Annotated in this window: 15 protein-coding genes; 12 read left to right on the top strand and 3 right to left on the bottom strand. The window is 60.0% G+C overall.

Going from position 1 to position 17,210, the window contains the following annotated elements:
- Nucleotides 1–195: 195 nt before the first annotated feature.
- Nucleotides 196–1,620, bottom strand: a complete 1,425-nt coding sequence (aspA, locus tag J0G10_RS00535) for an aspartate ammonia-lyase (protein ID WP_095049638.1) — start codon at nt 1,618–1,620, stop codon at nt 196–198.
- A gap of 180 nt (nt 1,621–1,800) precedes the next feature.
- Here aspA and J0G10_RS00530 point away from each other — a divergent pair, with 180 nt between their 5' ends.
- The 5 genes from J0G10_RS00530 to J0G10_RS00510 all read left to right on the top strand — a co-directional run bounded on the left by J0G10_RS00530 (nt 1,801) and on the right by J0G10_RS00510 (nt 5,621).
- Nucleotides 1,801–2,718, top strand: a complete 918-nt coding sequence (locus tag J0G10_RS00530) for a LysR substrate-binding domain-containing protein (protein WP_095049639.1) — start codon at nt 1,801–1,803, stop codon at nt 2,716–2,718.
- Between the two features lie 332 nt (nt 2,719–3,050).
- On the top strand, nt 3,051–3,542 hold the full coding sequence (gene purE, locus J0G10_RS00525; protein ID WP_007954291.1) for a 5-(carboxyamino)imidazole ribonucleotide mutase: 492 nt from the start codon (nt 3,051–3,053) through the stop codon (nt 3,540–3,542).
- 10 nt (nt 3,543–3,552) lie between these two features.
- On the top strand, nt 3,553–4,635 hold the full coding sequence (locus J0G10_RS00520; protein ID WP_220557191.1) for a 5-(carboxyamino)imidazole ribonucleotide synthase: 1,083 nt from the start codon (nt 3,553–3,555) through the stop codon (nt 4,633–4,635).
- Nucleotides 4,636–4,745: 110 nt separating this feature from the next.
- On the top strand, nt 4,746–4,991 hold the full coding sequence (locus J0G10_RS00515; RefSeq protein WP_007920223.1) for a GlsB/YeaQ/YmgE family stress response membrane protein: 246 nt from the start codon (nt 4,746–4,748) through the stop codon (nt 4,989–4,991).
- 93 nt (nt 4,992–5,084) lie between these two features.
- Entirely contained in the window at nt 5,085–5,621 is a 537-nt protein-coding gene (locus J0G10_RS00510) for a DUF3299 domain-containing protein (RefSeq protein ID WP_007920225.1), read from the top strand.
- 126 nt (nt 5,622–5,747) lie between these two features.
- On the opposite strand, the gene J0G10_RS00505 is transcribed toward J0G10_RS00510, so the two are convergent.
- Together J0G10_RS00505 and J0G10_RS00500 are read right to left on the bottom strand one after the other, a co-directional pair.
- Nucleotides 5,748–6,647, bottom strand: coding sequence for a D-hexose-6-phosphate mutarotase (locus J0G10_RS00505; RefSeq protein WP_095125046.1), 900 nt, complete (start codon nt 6,645–6,647; stop codon nt 5,748–5,750).
- A 57-nt stretch (nt 6,648–6,704) separates the two neighbouring features.
- Entirely contained in the window at nt 6,705–7,109 is a 405-nt protein-coding gene (locus J0G10_RS00500) for an acyl-CoA thioesterase (RefSeq protein WP_003229628.1), read from the bottom strand.
- A gap of 376 nt (nt 7,110–7,485) precedes the next feature.
- Here J0G10_RS00500 and J0G10_RS00495 point away from each other — a divergent pair, with 376 nt between their 5' ends.
- From J0G10_RS00495 to J0G10_RS00465, 7 genes are all read left to right on the top strand, one after another.
- Nucleotides 7,486–8,784 carry an MFS transporter gene (locus J0G10_RS00495; protein ID WP_095049641.1) on the top strand — a complete coding sequence of 433 codons (1,299 nt, stop codon included), beginning with the start codon at nt 7,486–7,488 and terminating at the stop codon, nt 8,782–8,784.
- Between the two features lie 240 nt (nt 8,785–9,024).
- On the top strand, nt 9,025–10,023 hold the full coding sequence (locus J0G10_RS00490; protein ID WP_038359380.1) for a phosphate ABC transporter substrate-binding protein PstS: 999 nt from the start codon (nt 9,025–9,027) through the stop codon (nt 10,021–10,023).
- Nucleotides 10,024–10,445: 422 nt separating this feature from the next.
- Nucleotides 10,446–12,479 (top strand): ABC transporter permease subunit, encoded by a 2,034-nt coding sequence (locus J0G10_RS00485; RefSeq protein WP_176471262.1) that lies wholly within the window; start codon nt 10,446–10,448, stop codon nt 12,477–12,479.
- A gap of 16 nt (nt 12,480–12,495) precedes the next feature.
- On the top strand, nt 12,496–14,166 hold the full coding sequence (gene pstA / locus J0G10_RS00480) for a phosphate ABC transporter permease PstA (protein WP_095049643.1): 1,671 nt from the start codon (nt 12,496–12,498) through the stop codon (nt 14,164–14,166).
- Between the two features lie 183 nt (nt 14,167–14,349).
- Complete coding sequence (gene pstB / locus J0G10_RS00475; protein ID WP_095049644.1) at nt 14,350–15,183, top strand: phosphate ABC transporter ATP-binding protein PstB; 834 nt, start codon at nt 14,350–14,352, stop codon at nt 15,181–15,183.
- A 71-nt stretch (nt 15,184–15,254) separates the two neighbouring features.
- Nucleotides 15,255–16,016: a phosphate signaling complex protein PhoU gene (gene phoU / locus J0G10_RS00470; protein ID WP_016985766.1), complete on the top strand. Its 762-nt coding sequence runs from the start codon at nt 15,255–15,257 to the stop codon at nt 16,014–16,016.
- A gap of 176 nt (nt 16,017–16,192) precedes the next feature.
- Nucleotides 16,193–17,149, top strand: a complete 957-nt coding sequence (locus J0G10_RS00465) for a response regulator (protein WP_095049645.1) — start codon at nt 16,193–16,195, stop codon at nt 17,147–17,149.
- Nucleotides 17,150–17,210: the final 61 nt, after the last annotated feature.

Genomic DNA, 17,210 nt, shown 5'->3' with positions numbered 1-17,210 from the left:
GCGCCGGGCTTGTGCAGGAACTGTTCTGTGTGGGAGCGAGCCGGCTCGCTCCCACATTGTTCAGTCCCCAGACATACGGGTCTCAGGGTCAGAAAGTTAAAAAAAAGGGCTTGGGGACAAATCCCCAAGCCCTCAAAAGGTGAGAGGTGTCTAGTCCCTCGACCTGGTGAGCGGTGCTACAAATTACGCGTCGGCTCAGGCTTTAAGCGGAACCAGACGCGGAGCAATCATGTTTTCCGGGCGCAGGATGTCGGCGAGCATGGCTTCGTCGAGCAGACCTTCTTCGCGTACCAGTTCCAGTACGCCGCGGCCGCTTTCAAGCGCGAGGCCGGCGATACGGGTGGCGTTTTTGTAGCCGATGTACGGGTTCAGTGCGGTGACCAGACCGATCGAGTGCTCGACCAGTTCGCGGCAGCGCGCTTCGTTGGCGGTGATGCCGACGATGCAGTGCTCGCGCAGCATGTCCATGGCGCGTTGCAGCAGACGGATCGAGTCGAAGATCTTGAAGGCGATCAGCGGCTCCATCACGTTCAGCTGCAGTTGGCCGCCTTCGGCTGCCATGGTCAGCGCCAGGTCGTTACCGATGACTTGGAACGCCACCTGGTTAACGGCTTCCGGGATCACCGGGTTGACCTTGCCGGGCATGATCGAGCTGCCTGGCTGACGCGCTGGCAGGTTGATTTCGTTGATGCCGGTGCGTGGGCCGCTGGACAGCAGGCGCAGATCGTTGCAGATCTTCGACAGCTTGACTGCGGTGCGCTTGAGCATGCCGGAGAACAGCACGAAGGCGCCCATGTCGGAAGTCGCTTCGATCAGGTCGGCCGCCGGCACTACCGGTTGACCGCTGATCAGGGCCAGACGCTGTACCGCCAGCGCTTGATAACGCGGGTCGGCGTTGATGCCGGTACCGATCGCGGTGCCGCCCAGGTTCACTTCAGTCAGCAGTTCCGGGGCCAGCGACTTCAGACGCGCCAGGTCTTCGCCCATGGTGGTGGCGAACGCGCGGAATTCCTGGCCGAGGGTCATCGGCACGGCGTCTTGCAGCTGGGTACGGCCCATTTTCAGGACGTGATCGAATTCTTTGCCCTTGGCCGCGAACGCCTGAATCAGGCTGTCGAGGCTGGCCAGCAGGGTGTCGTGACCGAGCAGCAGACCCAGGCGGATCGCCGTTGGGTAGGCGTCGTTGGTCGACTGCGCCATGTTGACGTCGTCGTTCGGGTGCAGGTACTGGTACTCGCCTTTCTGGTGACCCATTGCTTCGAGCGCAATGTTGGCGATCACTTCGTTGGCGTTCATGTTGGTGGAAGTACCGGCGCCACCTTGAATCATGTCGACCACGAACTCTTCGTGGAAATCACCGCGGATCAATCGGGCACAGGCTTCGCTGATGGCAGCGTGCTTGGCTTCGCTCAGGTGACCCAACTCGCGGTTGGCGTCAGCGGCGGCCTGTTTGACCATCGCCAGGCCGACAACCAGTTTCGGGTAATGCGAAATCGGAACGCCGGAGAGACGGAAGTTGTTCACCGCTCGCAGGGTCTGGATGCCGTAATACGCTTGAGCCGGTACTTCGAGGGCGCCAAGCAGGTCGTTTTCTGTGCGGAAAGATGCAGCGGAGGACATGATAGAAATCATCTCGATATGGACCCGGTCTGTGCCGGAACGCTGCGAATGCTAGGCTTGTGGGAAATTTTGGGCCAATGCTGTTCAGCACTGCCCTATGCACATTCGGCATAATGCCCGTGTGACGCCGCGTGCGCGGCAGACGTGTGACCTGTTTTGGTGCGTGTCCTGGAGGACGTGATGAATCTGGAAAGCAAATGGCTCGAGGACTTCAGTGCTCTGGCCGCCACCCGCAGCTTTTCGCAGGCGGCCGAACGGCGCTTCGTTACCCAGCCGGCGTTCAGCCGACGGATTCGCAGTCTGGAGGCTGCGCTGGGGCTGACCTTGGTCAATCGCTCGCGTACGCCGGTTGAACTGACGGCGGCGGGGCAGTTGTTTCTGGTGACCGCGCGCACCGTGGTCGAACAGCTCGGTGAAGTGCTGCGCCATCTGCATCATCTGGAAGGCGGGCAGGGCGAAGTGATGCAGGTCGCTGCCGCTCACTCCTTGGCGCTGGGTTTCTTCCCGCGCTGGATCGCTCAGTTGCGTAATGAAGGGCTGAACATCGCCACCCGATTGGTTGCAACCAACGTCGGCGATGCGGTGCATGCGTTGCGCGAAGGTGGCTGTGATTTGATGCTGGCGTTCTACGATCCGGATGCGGCAATGCAGATGGACCCGGAGATTTTCCCTTCATTGCATTTGGGCCAGACGGAAATGCTCCCTGTGTGTGCGGCGGATGCCGAGGGCAAGCCCCTGTTCGATCTCGAAGGTGATGCGAGCGTGCCGTTGCTGGCGTATAGCGCCGGTGCGTTTCTCGGGCGTTCGGTGAATGGTTTGCTGCGTCAGCGTCAGCTGCGTTTCACCACTATTTACGAAACCGCTATGGCCGACAGCCTGAAAAGCATGGCGCTAGAGGGGTTGGGCATCGCCTGGGTGCCGCAGCTGAGTGTGCGCGCCGAACTGGCTCGCGGCGAACTGGTGGTTTGCGGCGGCCCGCAATGGCATGTGCCGCTGGAAATTCGCCTGTATCGCTGCGCACTGGTGCGCAAAGCCAACGTGCGCCTGCTTTGGCGAAAACTAGAAGGCGGCGCCGCACAAGGTACGACCGTAACCTGAGGTTGATGAAAAACCCTGTGGGAGCTGGCTTGCCAGCGATGGCGGTGGGTCAGACACCGACTCTGTTTGCTGATGCGACGCCATCGCTGGCAAGCCAGCTCCCACAGGGATCGTGGGATGTCTATGCTCTGACCTTCAGGTCAATAAAACCGGGCCTTTCGCTCATTTGACAGATGGTCGTTTCGGGGGCTGTTTATTGCTTTCTTTGCGGTATACTGCGCGGCCTTCGGCCGGCACGTCCGGCCATTTTTCGTACAATCAAGCCACGCAACCTGCGTGGCTTGTTGTTTTATGACGCGCCTGCGGGCGCTCCAGAGAGAAGAGGCGCGACGATGAGTGCACTGGTTGGCGTGATCATGGGCTCCAAGTCCGATTGGTCCACCCTTAGCCACACCGCCGATATGCTGGAAAAGCTCGGCATCCCGTACGAGGTCAAAGTGGTCTCTGCCCACCGCACCCCGGATCTGCTGTTCCAGTACGCCGAAGAGGCTGAAGGTCGTGGCATCGAGGTGATCATCGCCGGTGCCGGTGGCGCAGCCCACTTGCCAGGCATGTGTGCGGCCAAGACCCACCTGCCGGTGCTGGGTGTGCCGGTGCAGTCGGCCATGCTCTCGGGCGTTGACTCGCTGCTGTCGATCGTGCAGATGCCAGCGGGCATTCCGGTCGCCACCCTGGCCATCGGCAAGGCCGGCGCGATCAACGCTGCCCTGCTCTCGGCGAGCATCCTCGGCGCCAAGCATCCGCAGTTCCACGCGGTACTGAAAACCTTCCGTGCCGAGCAGACAGACAGCGTCCTGGACAATCCAGACCCACGTATTGCCTGAGGTTGTTGAGATGAAGATCGGTGTAATCGGTGGCGGCCAGTTGGGTCGCATGTTGGCTCTGGCGGGTACGCCGCTGGGCATGAACTTCGCTTTTCTCGACCCTGCGCCGGACGCTTGTGCCGCTGCGCTGGGCGAACACCTGCGGGCCGATTACGGCGATCAGGATCATCTGCGCCAACTCGCCGATGAAGTCGATCTGGTGACCTTCGAGTTCGAAAGCGTCCCGGCCGAAACCGTGGCATTCCTGTCGCAATTCGTTCCGGTCTACCCGAGCGCCGAAGCCCTGCGCATCGCGCGCGACCGCTGGTTCGAAAAGAGCATGTTCAAGGATCTGGGCATCCCGACTCCGGCTTTCGCTGACATTCAGTCGCAAGCCGATCTGGACGCTGCGGTGGCTTCGATCGGTCTGCCGGCCGTGCTGAAAACCCGCACCCTGGGTTACGACGGCAAGGGCCAGAAAGTCCTGCGCAAGCCGGAAGACGTGGCTGGCACTTTCGCCGAACTGGGCAGCGTCGCCTGCCTGCTGGAAGGCTTCGTGCCGTTCACCGGTGAGGTCTCGCTGATCGCCGTGCGCGCTCGCGATGGCGAAACCAAGTTCTATCCGTTGGTGCACAACACCCACGACAGCGGCATTCTCAAGCTGTCGGTTGCCAGCACCGATCACCCGTTGCAGGCGCTGGCCGAAGACTACTCCAGCCGTGTGCTGAAGCAGCTCGACTATGTGGGCGTCATGGCGTTCGAGTTCTTTGAAGTCGACGGTGGCCTCAAGGCCAACGAAATCGCCCCGCGCGTGCACAACTCCGGGCACTGGACCACTGAAGGCGCCGAGTGCAGTCAGTTCGAAAACCATCTGCGCGCCGTTGCCGGCCTGCCGCTGGGTTCGACGGCCAAAGTCGGCGAGAGCGCGATGCTTAACTTCATCGGTGTTGTACCGCCGGTTGAGAAAGTCATCGCTATCGAAGACTGCCATCTGCATCACTACGGCAAGGCCTTCAAGGCCGGGCGCAAGGTCGGTCACGCCAATCTGCGTTGCGCCGACATGGCTACGCTGCAGGCGCAGATCGTCAAGGTCGAAGCGCTGATCGCCGAGTAACGACAGTTTCATTTGGCAGCGGCGGAACCATTCAGGGGCCGCCGTTCTCTGATTGCAGGATGCCAAAGTCTGACTAGGCTTCGCATATCTACTATTCAGAGGGAAATGCCATGGGAATTATCGGAACCATCTTTATCGGCTTGATCGTCGGCCTGCTGGCGCGGTTCCTGAAACCGGGCGATGACAGCATGGGCTGGATCATGACCATCCTGCTCGGTATCGGCGGTTCGCTGGCAGCCACCTACGGCGGCCAGGCTCTGGGCATCTATCACGCAGGCGAGGGCGCAGGTTTCATCGGCGCACTGGTCGGCGCTATCGTGTTGCTGGTGATCTACGGCCTGATCAAAAAGAACTGATCCAAAGCGACAAAGCCCTCTCTGCCAAAGTGGCCGGGAGGGCTAGAATGCTCGGCGATTTACTGTTCTTTCCTTTCTATACCGAGCACCTTCATGCGCCGTCTTCTGTTGACTCTCCTTTTCCTGGGCAGCGGTTTGGCCCACGCCGGCGAACTGCCGGAAACCGACTGGCTCGAATTGATGCCCAAGTCGGACCAAAAGGCCCTCGAGGCCATGCCTGAAATCGACCACAACTCCCCGGAAGCCACCGGTACCTTCACTGAGAAGGGCGGGATGAAGCAGGCCAAAGGTCTGCCGGCGGTGATGTATTCGACCAAAACCGTGGCGTCGATGAACGACAAGCACATCCGCATCGGTGGTTACCCGGTGCCGCTGGAATCCGACGCCAAGGGTCGCAGCACGCTGTTCTTCCTCGTGCCGTATCCGGGCGCATGTATCCACGTGCCGCCACCGCCGCCGAATCAACTGGTGCTGGTGCGTTATCCGAAAGGCTTGAAGCTGGATGATATCTACACACCGCTGTGGGTGACCGGCACGCTGAAGGTCGAGAAGGTCAGCAATGATCTGGCCGATGCGGCGTATGCGCTGGAAGCCGACAAGGTGCGGGTGGTGCAGGAGTCCGATCTCTAACAATCACCACGAAGCAACTGTGGGAGCGAGCCTGCTCGCGAAAGCGGTGTATCAGACATTTGAATGTTGACTGATACAACGCCTTCGCGAGCAGGCTCGCTCCCACATTTTGTATTGCGGTGCTGGTTAGAGCGGTTTGCTGGCGACGCTGACGCCCATGGTATGGCTCGCCCCCGGCGCCAGCGTGACGATGTCATCCATCACATTCGCCGTCTCAATGCACAGCATGCGCTGCCAGCCATCGTTATCCATGTCGGCCAGCGCGGCGGCGCGGTCGATCCACGGGTTCCAGATCACCGCCGTGCGTGAGCCGGTAGCCGTCAGCACAATGCGTCGTTCCCAGGCCGGGTCGATGATGCTCAGTTGTGGTGGAGCATCGAGATAGATGCGGTCGGTTTCACCGGCAAAATGCAGGTCGCCTTGCTGACTGTGGGTTTTCCAGTCGTCCAGCGTCTCGATGTAATTCAAACCATCCACGCCATCGACATGCACATTGCGCACGTCACTGACCGCGAAGTAAGTGTGCAGCGCCTGGCTCAGGCTGACACTGTCACTGCCACGGTTATGGCTGGTCAGGCTGAAACTCAGTTGCTCGGACAAATGCAGGGTCAGGGTCAGATCGACCTGATGCGGCCAGCCCGGCAGGCCACCTTCGGGGTAAGGCAGCTTGAATTCGACCTTGACGCCGTCAGCCTCTGATTCGATGCCGCCCAGCTCCCAATCCATCGCCCGCACCAGACCGTGCGCGGGTGCCGGTTGCTCACCGGTATACATGGCCTGCACGCTCTGCGGGTTGCGCTCGAACTTGCCGAACCACGGCCAGCACACCGGTACACCGGCGCGGATGCTTTTGCCGGTCTTGAACTCGGCCTTGTCGTTGAGCCAGATGATCGGCGGCTGGCCATCGATCTGATAACTGAGGATGTGCGCGCCTTGCTGGGCCACCAGCACTTCGGCCTGACCGTGGCGGATGCGCCAGCAGTTCAGTTCATCCAGTTTCACGGCTTCAACGTTGGGCGTGTTCATGGGACAGCTCTCGATCAGTAACAAGGACAACTATCGACCGTAAAACGGCGACGATGTTTAACGCGCGCGTGGTGGAACCGAGCGAGTGCGGCCGCTGCCGTCGATGGCGACGAAGACGAAGACCGCTTCGGTGACTTTACGCCACTCGCTGGACAACGGGTCGTCGCTCCACACTTCGACCATCATCTGGATCGAGCTGCGGCCGATTTCCAGGGTCTGGGTATAAAAGGACAATTGCGCGCCGACAGCCACAGGCACAAGGAACGCCATGCGGTCGATGGCGACGGTGGCGACGCGTCCGCCAGCGACACGGCTGGCCATTGCGGTGCCGGCCAAATCCATCTGTGCTACCAGCCAACCGCCGAAAATATCGCCAAAGCCGTTGGTTTCGCGAGGGAGTGCGGTGATTTGCAGGGCCAGGTCGCCTTGCGGGATTGGATCTTCTTGTTCGAGCTCTATCATGCCGGGGGTGCCTCTGACCCGTGACTCTTCGTTGGTATTGCTGGTGGTAGCCGTCTTCGGGAAAAACGATTCAGCACCGAACATACTACGTTCGTCACGTTTTCCATCAGGCGCCTAAGGAGAAACTCTGCGAAACCGGCTAATCCCGAGCAAAGGCCGGGCCAACGACGTTTTCGCACAGCAACCCCCTACAAACCGGAGCAGGTTGCGAGTATATCGGTCGGTAGACTCCACGACGACCATCCGGTTCTGATTTTGACCGTCAAATACGCACCTCTATGTGCTTTTTCGAACAATTTGCTATGGTGCCGAACCTGCCCAAGCCACCGCCAGCGTTGTTGTGGCGGCAGATCCGACTATAAGAGAAGCCCTTGCCATGACCACAGCGCCTTCGAGCCTCGCGCAGCCCGAGCAACCCGCACGACCGTTGACCCGCAATGACTACAAGACTCTATCGCTGTCCGCCCTTGGCGGCGCGCTGGAATTCTACGATTTCATCATCTTCGTCTTCTTCGCCACTGTGGTCGGCAAGCTGTTCTTCCCCGCCGACATGCCCGAGTGGCTGCGCCTGATGCAGACCTTCGGCATTTTCGCCGCCGGCTATCTGGCGCGACCGCTGGGCGGCATCGTCATGGCGCACTTCGGCGACCTGCTGGGGCGCAAGAAGATGTTCACCCTGAGCATTTTCATGATGGCCGTGCCGACCCTGATCATGGGTCTGCTGCCAACCTACGCGCAGATCGGCCTGTGGGCGCCAATCCTTCTTCTATTGATGCGGGTGATTCAAGGCGCGGCAATTGGCGGTGAAGTGCCGGGCGCGTGGGTCTTCGTTTCCGAACACGTACCGCAAAAGCACATGGGTTACGCCTGTGGCACCCTCACCAGCGGCCTGACCGCCGGCATTTTGCTCGGCTCGCTGGTCGCCACCGCGATCAACAGCATTTATACGCCTGTCGAGGTTGCCGATTACGCGTGGCGGATCCCGTTCCTGCTCGGTGGCGTGTTCGGCCTGTTCTCGGTCTACCTGCGTCGCTGGCTGCACGAAACCCCGGTGTTCGCCGAACTGCAATTGCGCAAGGCGCTGGCCGAAGAAGTACCGCTGCGCGCGGTGCTGCGTGATCATCGCGGCGCGATTGCGATTTCAATGCTGCTGACCTGGTTGCTGTCGGCCGGCATCGTTGTGGTGATCCTGATGACCCCGACCGTGCTGCAAACGGTCTATCACTTCACGCCGACCGAGTCGTTGCAATCGAACAGTCTGGCGATTGTGTTCCTGAGCATCGGCTGCATCATTTCCGGTGCACTGGCGGATCGCTTTGGTGCCGGTCGCGTGTTTGTGTTTGGCTGCCTGGGCTTGCTGATCAGCTCGTGGACCTTCTATCACAGCCTTGCCGATCACCCGAACTGGTTGTTCCCGCTGTACGCGTTGACCGGTTTTCTGGTCGGCACCATCGGTGCGGTGCCATATGTGATGGTTAAAGCGTTTCCACCGGTGGTGCGTTTCAGCGGATTGTCGTTCTCGTACAACGTGGCTTATGCGATTTTCGGTGGGTTGACGCCGATGGTGGTGAGTCTGCTGCTGAAAGAAAGCGCGATGGGCCCGGCCTACTACGTGGCAGTGCTGTGTGCGATGGGGATTCTGGTCGGGGCGTGGCTCTGGAAGAAGGGGCGCTGATTTTCTCTCCCGCCTGATCGTTCCCACGCTCCGCGTGGGAATGCATCCTGTGACGCTCCGCGTCACCTCTCAAATGCGGACGCAGAGCGTCCATGGCGGCGTTCCCACGCAGAGCGTGGGAACGATCTGTCGCGACATGCTGGCCTTTCATCCAATTGTCATATTTCAGCCATAGAGTGTTCACACGGCCTGCTGATACTTGGCCCCGACTTAACACACCCTATCTGCTAGGAGTAAGGCATGAAACTGAAGCGTTTGATGGCGGCAATGACTTTTGTCGCTGCTGGCGTTGCGACTGCCAACGCGTTCGCCGCTGTTGACCCTGCTATCCCGAGCTACACCAAGACCACTGGTGTGTCGGGCAACCTGTCCAGCGTCGGCTCCGATACCCTGGCCAACCTCATGACCCTGTGGGCTGAGAACTACAAAAAAGAATACCCGAACGTAAACATCCAGATTCAGGCCGCTGGCTCCGCCACTGCGCCACCTGCGCTGACTGAAGGCACCTCCAACCTGGGCCCGATGAGCCGCAAGATGAAGGACACCGAACTGGCGGCCTTCGAGCAGAAGTACGGCTACAAGCCAACCGCTATCCCGGTTGCCGTGGACGCCCTGGCTGTGTTCGTGCACAAGGACAACCCGATCCAGCACCTGACCATGGAACAGGTTGATGCGATCTTCTCGTCCACCCGTCTGTGCGGCGCCAAAGCCGACGTGAAAACCTGGGGTGACCTGGGCGTGACCGGCGACCTGGCCAACAAGCCAGTACAACTGTTCGGTCGTAACTCGGTATCCGGCACCTATGGCTACTTCAAAGAAGAAGCCCTGTGCAAAGGCGACTACAAACCAAACGTCAACGAACAACCAGGTTCGGCGTCGGTGGTGCAGTCGATCAGCTCCTCGCTGAACGGCATCGGTTACTCGGGTATCGGTTACAAGACCGCCAGCGTGAAAACCGTGCCATTGGCCAAGAAAGGCAGCACTGACTTCATCGAAGACACCGAAGAAAACGCCCTGAACGGCAAGTACCCGCTGTCGCGTTTCCTCTACGTTTACGTCAACAAAGCCCCGAACAAGCCTCTGGCTCCGCTGGAAGCTGAGTTCGTGAAGCTGGTGCTGTCGAAACAGGGCCAGGAAGTTGTGGTGAAAGACGGTTACATCCCGTTGCCAGCCAAGGTTGCTGCAAAAGCACTGGCTGACCTGGGTCTGCAGGAAGGCGGCGCTGTCGCAAAGAAGTAACAAATTGAGTCCAGGGTGAACCCCACCGGACTCAGGTAAAAGGCCGGACCTGCGCGCAGGCCGGCCTTTTCCACACCTCAAATTTTTGATCCTCTGCCAGTCCCGCTGGCGGTGGATTTGCTGCGTCACTGCATTGTCATCTTTCTGTCATACAGGATCGCTAGGGTGAGCGCATGAATGATCTGGCCAATTCCCAAATGACTACTAATCCTCCCAAGCGCATTGACTTCAATACGCCTGAGCTGCAACGCAAGCGCCGCATTCGTGCGCTCAAGGATCGCTTCACCCGCTGGTACGTCCTCGTTGGCGGTCTCGCGGTGCTGGCAGCCATTACCCTGATCTTTTTCTTCCTCGCCTACGTGGTCGCGCCGCTGTTTCAGGGTGCCGACCTCACCGCGAAAGACTCGATCACCCCGGCCTGGATGCAGGACGCCGGCAAGCCACTGATGATTTCGCTCGAAGAGCAGAATCAGGTGGCCATGCGCGTTTCCGACAAAGGCCAGGCATTGTTCTTTGATATCGACAGTGGCGCTGAACTGAAGCGCGTCGATCTGCCAGTGCCTGCCGGCGCAACCGTGACCTCGATTGGTGAAGACCAGCCGGGCCATCCACTGGTGGCCGTGGGTCTGTCCAACGGTCAGGCGCTGGTGTTCCGTCACACCTATAAAGTCAGCTACCCCGATGGCAAGAAAACCATCAGCCCGGCCATCGAGTATCCGTATGGCGAGACGCCGATCGCGCTGAACGAAGCCGGCGGCGCGCTGGAGCATGTCAGCCTGAACGCCACCGACACGACGTTGATGCTGGTCGGTTCGACCGGTTCGCAACTCAATGTGCTGTCGCTGACCAGCGAAGAAAACATGATGACTGGCGAAGTCACCAACGAGCAGAAGCGTATCGATCTGCCGCAAATGACTGAGCCGGTGAAAAACATCTTCGTCGACCCGCGCCAGCAGTGGCTGTACGTGGTCAACGGTCGCGCTCAGGCCGATGTGTTCAGCCTGCGCGACAAGAGCCTCAACGGTCGCTACAAACTGCTGGAAAACGCTGACGCCGAAGTCACCGCGACCACGCAACTGGTCGGTGGTATCTCGCTGATCGTCGGTGACTCCAAGGGTGGTCTGGCCCAGTGGTTCATGGCCCGTGACACCGATGGTGAGCTGCGCCTGAAGCAGATCCGCACTTTCCAGATGGGCACCACGCCGATCGTTGAAATCACCGCCGAAGAGCGTCGCAAGGGCTTCCTTGCTCTGGATGCTAGCGGCAAGCTTGGCGTGTTCCACAGCACCGCGCATCGCACCTTGCTGGTCGATCAAGTGGTAGAAGGCCAGGGCGTGTTCGGTCTTTCGCCACGTGCCAACCGTGTCATCGTCGAAGCCGACGGCAAGCTGCAACCGCTTCTGCTCGACAACCCGCACCCGGAAGTTTCCTGGAGCGCGCTGTGGAGCAAGGTCTGGTACGAGAACTACGACGAGCCAAAATACGTCTGGCAATCGACCGCCGCCAACACCGATTTCGAACCGAAACTGAGCCTGTCGCCACTGACCTTCGGCACTCTGAAAGCTGCGTTCTACGCCATGCTGCTCGCTGCTCCACTGGCCGTTGCCGCTGCGATCTACACCGCGTACTTCATGGCCCCGGGCATGCGCCGCAAGGTCAAGCCGGTGATCGAGCTGATGGAAGCGATGCCGACGGTGATCCTCGGTTTCTTCGCCGGTCTGTTCCTCGCGCCTTATGTAGAAGGGCATCTGCCGGGCATCTTCAGCCTGCTGATGTTACTGCCGATCGGCATCCTGGTCGCCGGCTTCACCTTCAGCCGCCTGCCTGAATCGATCCGTCTGAAAGTCCCGGATGGCTGGGAAAGTGCGCTGCTGATTCCGGTGATCCTGTTTGTGGGCTGGTTGTCGCTGTACATGAGCCCGTTCATGGAGAACTGGTTCTTCGGCGGTGACATGCGCATGTGGATCTCTCACGACCTGGGCATTACCTACGACCAGCGCAACGCTCTGGTGGTCGGTCTGGCCATGGGTTTCGCGGTGATCCCGAACATCTACTCGATCGCTGAAGACGCCGTGTTCAGTGTGCCGCGTGGCCTGACCCTCGGCTCGCTGGCGCTGGGTGCCACGCCGTGGCAGACCATGACCCGCGTGGTGATCCTGACCGCCAGCCCGGGGATCTTCTCGGCGCTGATGATCGGCATGGGCCGTGCGGTCGGCGAAACCATGATCGTGCTGATGGCCACCGGTAACACCCCGGTCATGGAAATGAACCTGTTCGAAGGCCTGCGCACCCTGGCAGCCAACGTCGCGGTGGAAATGCCCGAGTCGGAAGTCGGCGGCAGCCACTACCGCGTGCTGTTCCTCTCGGCGCTGGTGTTGCTGTTGTTCACCTTCGTCATGAACACCCTGGCAGAGCTGATTCGTCAGCGTCTGCGCAAGAAATACTCGTCGCTTTAAGCAAAGGTAGAAGTCTGTGAAACAGAACTCCCTGAAAGGATGGTTCAAGAGCGGCGCCCCGGGCGTCTGGATCAGCGGTGGCGCGGTGTCCATCGCGGTCATCATGACCATTGGCCTGCTGGCGGTGATTGCCGTGCGCGGTCTGGGTCACTTCTGGCCGGCGGATCTGGTGCATGCCAGCTACGACGTGCCGGGCCAGGCCCAGCATCTTGTGGTCGGCGAAGTGGTACAGAAAGAAGAAGTGCCGCGTGCTCGCCTGAAGAGCGCCGGATTGCCGGTGCCTGACGTCGGCCCGGAATTCATGACCCGCGAGCTGATCAAGGTCGGCAACCGGGATCTGAATGGCAACGACTTCACCTGGGTCGTCGGTGAGTGGCTGACCAACCAGACTACGCCGCCCGAGTTGATGGCGATCGAACGTCGCGAGTGGGGCAACTTCTACGGCTATCTGGTCAACGTCAAACAGGACGGCAAGGTCATCGCCGAAGGCGAGGCTGCGTGGCCAGAGCTGCAAGCGCGGATCAACCGTGTGAACGGTCTGGCGGCGCAACTGAAGTCGCTGGAAAAGACCGACATCGGTGCAATCAACGCAGGGCTGGAGCGCATCCGTCTGCACGGTCGCAAACTGGAACTGGAAGGCAAGCTCGACGCCACCGCGCAAGCGGACATGGAATCTGAGCGTGCCGAGCTGAATGCGCGTTATCAGGACATCGAAGCGCGTCTTGCCGATCTGCATGCACAGTTCAATCGCGATGCCTTGACCGCTCGCGATGCCAACGGCAAAGAGATTGAAATCGGTCTGGGCAAAGTGGTTCACGCCTACCAGCCAAACGCGATGAGCACCTTCACCAAGGTCGGTTTCTACTTCAGCAAGATCTGGGAATTCCTTTCGGACGACCCGCGTGAAGCCAACACCGAAGGCGGGATTTTCCCGGCGATCTTTGGCACCGTGATGATGACGCTGATCATGGCGATGATCGTCACCCCGTTCGGTGTGCTGGCGGCGGTGTACCTGCGTGAATACGCCAAACAGAACACCCTGACGCGGATCATCCGTATCGCGGTGAACAACCTCGCTGGCGTTCCGGCGATCGTTTACGGCGTGTTCGGTCTGGGCTTCTTCGTTTACGTACTCGGTGGTTCGGTCGACCGCTTGTTCTTCCCCGAAGCACTGCCGGCACCGACCTTCGGTACACCGGGTCTGCTCTGGGCCTCGCTGACGCTGGCGCTGCTGGCGGTGCCGGTAGTGATCGTCGCGACTGAAGAAGGTCTGGCACGTATTCCGCGCACCGTGCGTGAAGGTTCGCTGGCACTGGGCGCGACCAAGGCTGAAACCTTGTGGAAGATCGTCATCCCGATGGCCAGCCCGGCAATGATGACTGGCATGATCCTCGCCGTGGCCCGCGCCGCCGGTGAAGTGGCGCCGCTGATGCTGGTGGGTGTGGTGAAACTGGCGCCGTCGCTGCCGGTGGACGGCAACTACCCGTACCTGCACCTGGATCAGAAGATCATGCACTTGGGCTTCCACATCTATGACGTCGGCTTCCAGAGCCCGAACGTCGAAGCGGCGCGTCCGCTGGTGTACGCCACGGCGCTGTTGCTGGTGCTGGTGATCGCGACGTTGAACCTGTCGGCGGTGTATATCCGTAACCACCTGCGCGAAAAATACAAAGCTTTGGACAGTTAACACAAACCCTGTGGGAGCTGGCTTGCCAGCGATGCAGGCGACGCGGTGTTTCAGTTACACCGCAGTGATGCCATCGCTGGCAAGCCAGCTCCCACAGGGACCGCGACAAAAACTGAATTTGCGTTACCCGCTGGTTTGGCCAGCGGTTCAACAAACCGAATTTGTTAGCACAGGGAGCCTCCCATGCAGCACGAAACACATACCCACGGCATCAACATGTCCGCCCTGGGCCGCGACAAGCAGAGCCTCAATCTGGCGCAGGAAACCGTGGCCATCGAAGTACCCGGCCTGAGCCTGTACTACGGCGAGAAACAAGCGCTGTTCGACGTCAGCATGAACATCCCGAAGCAGCGCGTGACCGCGTTCATCGGCCCGTCCGGCTGCGGTAAGTCGACCTTGCTGCGCACTTTCAACCGCATGAACGACCTGGTTGACGGCTGCCGCGTAGAAGGCGCGATCAACCTGTATGGCAACAACATCTATCGCAAGGGCGAAGACGTTGCCGAGCTGCGTCGTCGCGTCGGCATGGTGTTCCAGAAGCCCAACCCGTTCCCGAAGACCATCTACGAAAACGTCGTTTACGGTCTGCGCATCCAGGGCATCAACAAGAAGCGCGTCCTCGACGAAGCGGTCGAGTGGGCGTTGAAGGGCGCGGCGTTGTGGGACGAAGTCAAAGACCGCCTGCATGAATCGGCACTCGGCCTGTCCGGTGGTCAGCAGCAGCGTCTGGTCATCGCCCGCACCATCGCGGTTGAGCCGGAAGTGCTGCTGCTCGACGAACCGTGCTCGGCCCTCGACCCGATCTCGACGCTGAAAGTCGAAGAGCTGATCTACGAGCTGAAGTCCAAGTTCACCATCGTTATCGTTACGCACAACATGCAACAGGCCGCGCGGGTGTCCGACTACACGGCGTTCATGTACATGGGCAAACTGGTGGAATTTGGCGACACCGATACCCTGTTCACCAATCCGGCGAAGAAGCAGACCGAAGACTACATCACCGGTCGTTATGGCTGACAGTTGCGGGTTATTCACAGAATTGACGCTGCGGCCCACCGCACCTTACCGGACGCTCCAAGGACGCCAACATGATTAGTAAAGAAGGCCTTACCCACCACATCTCCGCGCAGTTCAACGCTGAGCTTGAGGAAGTGCGCAGCCACCTCCTGGCCATGGGCGGGCTGGTCGAGAAGCAGGTCAACGACGCGGTCACCGCACTGATCGAAGCCGACTCCGGTCTGGCTCAGCAAGTGCGCGAGATCGATGACCAGATCAACCAGATGGAGCGCAACATCGACGAAGAATGCCTGCGCATTCTCGCCCGTCGTCAGCCGGCGGCGTCCGACTTGCGTTTGATCATCAGCATTTCCAAGTCGGTGATCGACCTGGAGCGCATCGGTGATGAAGCGACCAAGATCGCTCGCCGCGCCATTCAGCTGTGCGAAGAAGGTGAAGCGCCGCGTGGTTACGTCGAGGTTCGCCACATCGGCGACCAGGTGCGCAACATGGTCCGCGATGCGCTGGACGCGTTTGCCCGTTTCGACGCTGATCTGGCGTTGTCGGTGGCGCAGTACGACAAGATCATCGACCGCGAATACAAGACCGCCCTGCGTGAGCTGGCGACCTACATGATGGAAGACCCGCGCTCTATCTCGCGGGTCTTGAGCATTATCTGGGTGCTGCGTTCGCTGGAACGCATCGGCGATCACGCGCGCAACATCTCCGAACTGGTCATCTACCTGGTGCGCGGCACCGACGTGCGCCACATGGGCCTCAAGCGCATGAAAGAAGAAGTTGAAGGCACAAGCGGCGAAACCGCTAATGTTCCGGGCAATGCTGACGATAAGTAAGATTGCCTGAGAAAAGCGCCCGGCCCTTTGGCCGGGCGTTTTTGTTTGTGCTTTTCATGGGCAGATTCGATTAAAAAGCAGCACCCGCGAACGAAAAGTCCCGGCGTGACTGAAGAGTTTTGGCAATGTGCCATCAGCCAGCGTTATGCTTGCCGGGATTTTAATAGGGGTGTTGGATGAGCAAGATCAGTGTGTTGGTCGTGGACGATGCTTCGTTCATTCGTGACCTGGTGAAAAAGTGCCTGCGTAATTACTTCCCGGGGATCCGCACCGAGGACGCCGTCAACGGTAAAAAGGCTCAGGCTATGCTGGCCAGGGAAGCATTCGACCTAGTCCTGTGCGACTGGGAAATGCCGGAAATGTCCGGGCTCGAACTGCTGACCTGGTGCCGCGAGCAAGACAACCTCAAGACCATGCCATTCGTCATGGTCACCAGCCGTGGCGACAAGGAAAACGTCGTGCAGGCGATTCAGGCCGGCGTTTCCGGCTACGTCAGCAAGCCGTTCACCAACGAGCAACTGCTGACCAAGGTCAAACAGGCGCTGAACAAGGTCGGCAAGCTCGACACCCTGATGAACAGCGCGCCAACCAAAATGAACTCGGCGTTCGGCAACGATTCCCTCAGCGCCTTGACCGGTGGCAAGCCTGCCGTGGTAGGCGGCGCCCCGGCAGCTGCGGCGGTCAACCCGTTCGCCAAACCGGCTGCTGCCGCACCAGCGCCGGCTGCTGCGCCATCCCGTGGCCTGCTCAACAGCCCTCCGGTCAAGGCTCCAGCCGCCGCATCCGCTCCGGCCAGTGGTCGCGGTCAGGGCCAATTGCGTCTGCCAAGCGGTACTCAGCAATGCGTGATCAAGGCTCTGAGCATCAAGGAAGCGTTGTTGGTGGTGAAACGCACCGACACCCTGCCGCAGATCCTCGACAGCGCCGTGCTCGATCTGGAGCAGGGTGACAACGCTGAAATCGCCCGTCTCAATGGCTATTTGCACGCGGTTGTCGCTTTTGAGCCGAAACCGGACAGCGACTGGCTGCAACTGACCTTCCGTTTCGTCGATCAGGACGCGCAGAAACTCGACTACATCTCGCGCCTGATCGCCCGCGGCACGGCGCAGAAGCACTTCGTTCCCGGCGCGTGATCACAGCTTTACACTGATCGTTCCCACGCTCTGCGTGGGAATGCCTCAACCGGACGCTCCG

This window comes from Pseudomonas germanica (genome assembly GCF_019614655.1).
Taxonomy (GTDB): Bacteria; Pseudomonadota; Gammaproteobacteria; order Pseudomonadales; family Pseudomonadaceae; genus Aquipseudomonas; species Aquipseudomonas neuropathica.
The sequence above is the reverse complement of the archived record's forward strand: the minus strand, read 5'-3'. Positions and strand labels throughout refer to the sequence as shown.

Bases quoted from the DNA above. Each gene is read 5' to 3' on its own strand.
- J0G10_RS00515 (WP_007920223.1), top strand. From the start codon at position 4,746: ATGGGAATTATCGGAACCATCTTTATCGGCTTGATCGTCGGCCTGCTG.
- J0G10_RS00510 (WP_007920225.1), top strand. From the start codon at position 5,085: ATGCGCCGTCTTCTGTTGACTCTCCTTTTCCTGGGCAGCGGTTTGGCC.
- J0G10_RS00500 (WP_003229628.1), bottom strand. From the start codon at position 7,109: ATGATAGAGCTCGAACAAGAAGATCCAATCCCGCAAGGCGACCTGGCC.
- purE (WP_007954291.1), top strand. From the start codon at position 3,051: ATGAGTGCACTGGTTGGCGTGATCATGGGCTCCAAGTCCGATTGGTCC.
- J0G10_RS00490 (WP_038359380.1), top strand. From the start codon at position 9,025: ATGAAACTGAAGCGTTTGATGGCGGCAATGACTTTTGTCGCTGCTGGC.
- pstB (WP_095049644.1), top strand. From the start codon at position 14,350: ATGCAGCACGAAACACATACCCACGGCATCAACATGTCCGCCCTGGGC.
- J0G10_RS00505 (WP_095125046.1), bottom strand. From the start codon at position 6,647: ATGAACACGCCCAACGTTGAAGCCGTGAAACTGGATGAACTGAACTGC.
- J0G10_RS00530 (WP_095049639.1), top strand. From the start codon at position 1,801: ATGAATCTGGAAAGCAAATGGCTCGAGGACTTCAGTGCTCTGGCCGCC.
- J0G10_RS00485 (WP_176471262.1), top strand. From the start codon at position 10,446: ATGCAGGACGCCGGCAAGCCACTGATGATTTCGCTCGAAGAGCAGAAT.
- J0G10_RS00465 (WP_095049645.1), top strand. From the start codon at position 16,193: ATGAGCAAGATCAGTGTGTTGGTCGTGGACGATGCTTCGTTCATTCGT.
- aspA (WP_095049638.1), bottom strand. From the start codon at position 1,620: ATGTCCTCCGCTGCATCTTTCCGCACAGAAAACGACCTGCTTGGCGCC.
- phoU (WP_016985766.1), top strand. From the start codon at position 15,255: ATGATTAGTAAAGAAGGCCTTACCCACCACATCTCCGCGCAGTTCAAC.
- J0G10_RS00495 (WP_095049641.1), top strand. From the start codon at position 7,486: ATGACCACAGCGCCTTCGAGCCTCGCGCAGCCCGAGCAACCCGCACGA.
- J0G10_RS00520 (WP_220557191.1), top strand. From the start codon at position 3,553: ATGAAGATCGGTGTAATCGGTGGCGGCCAGTTGGGTCGCATGTTGGCT.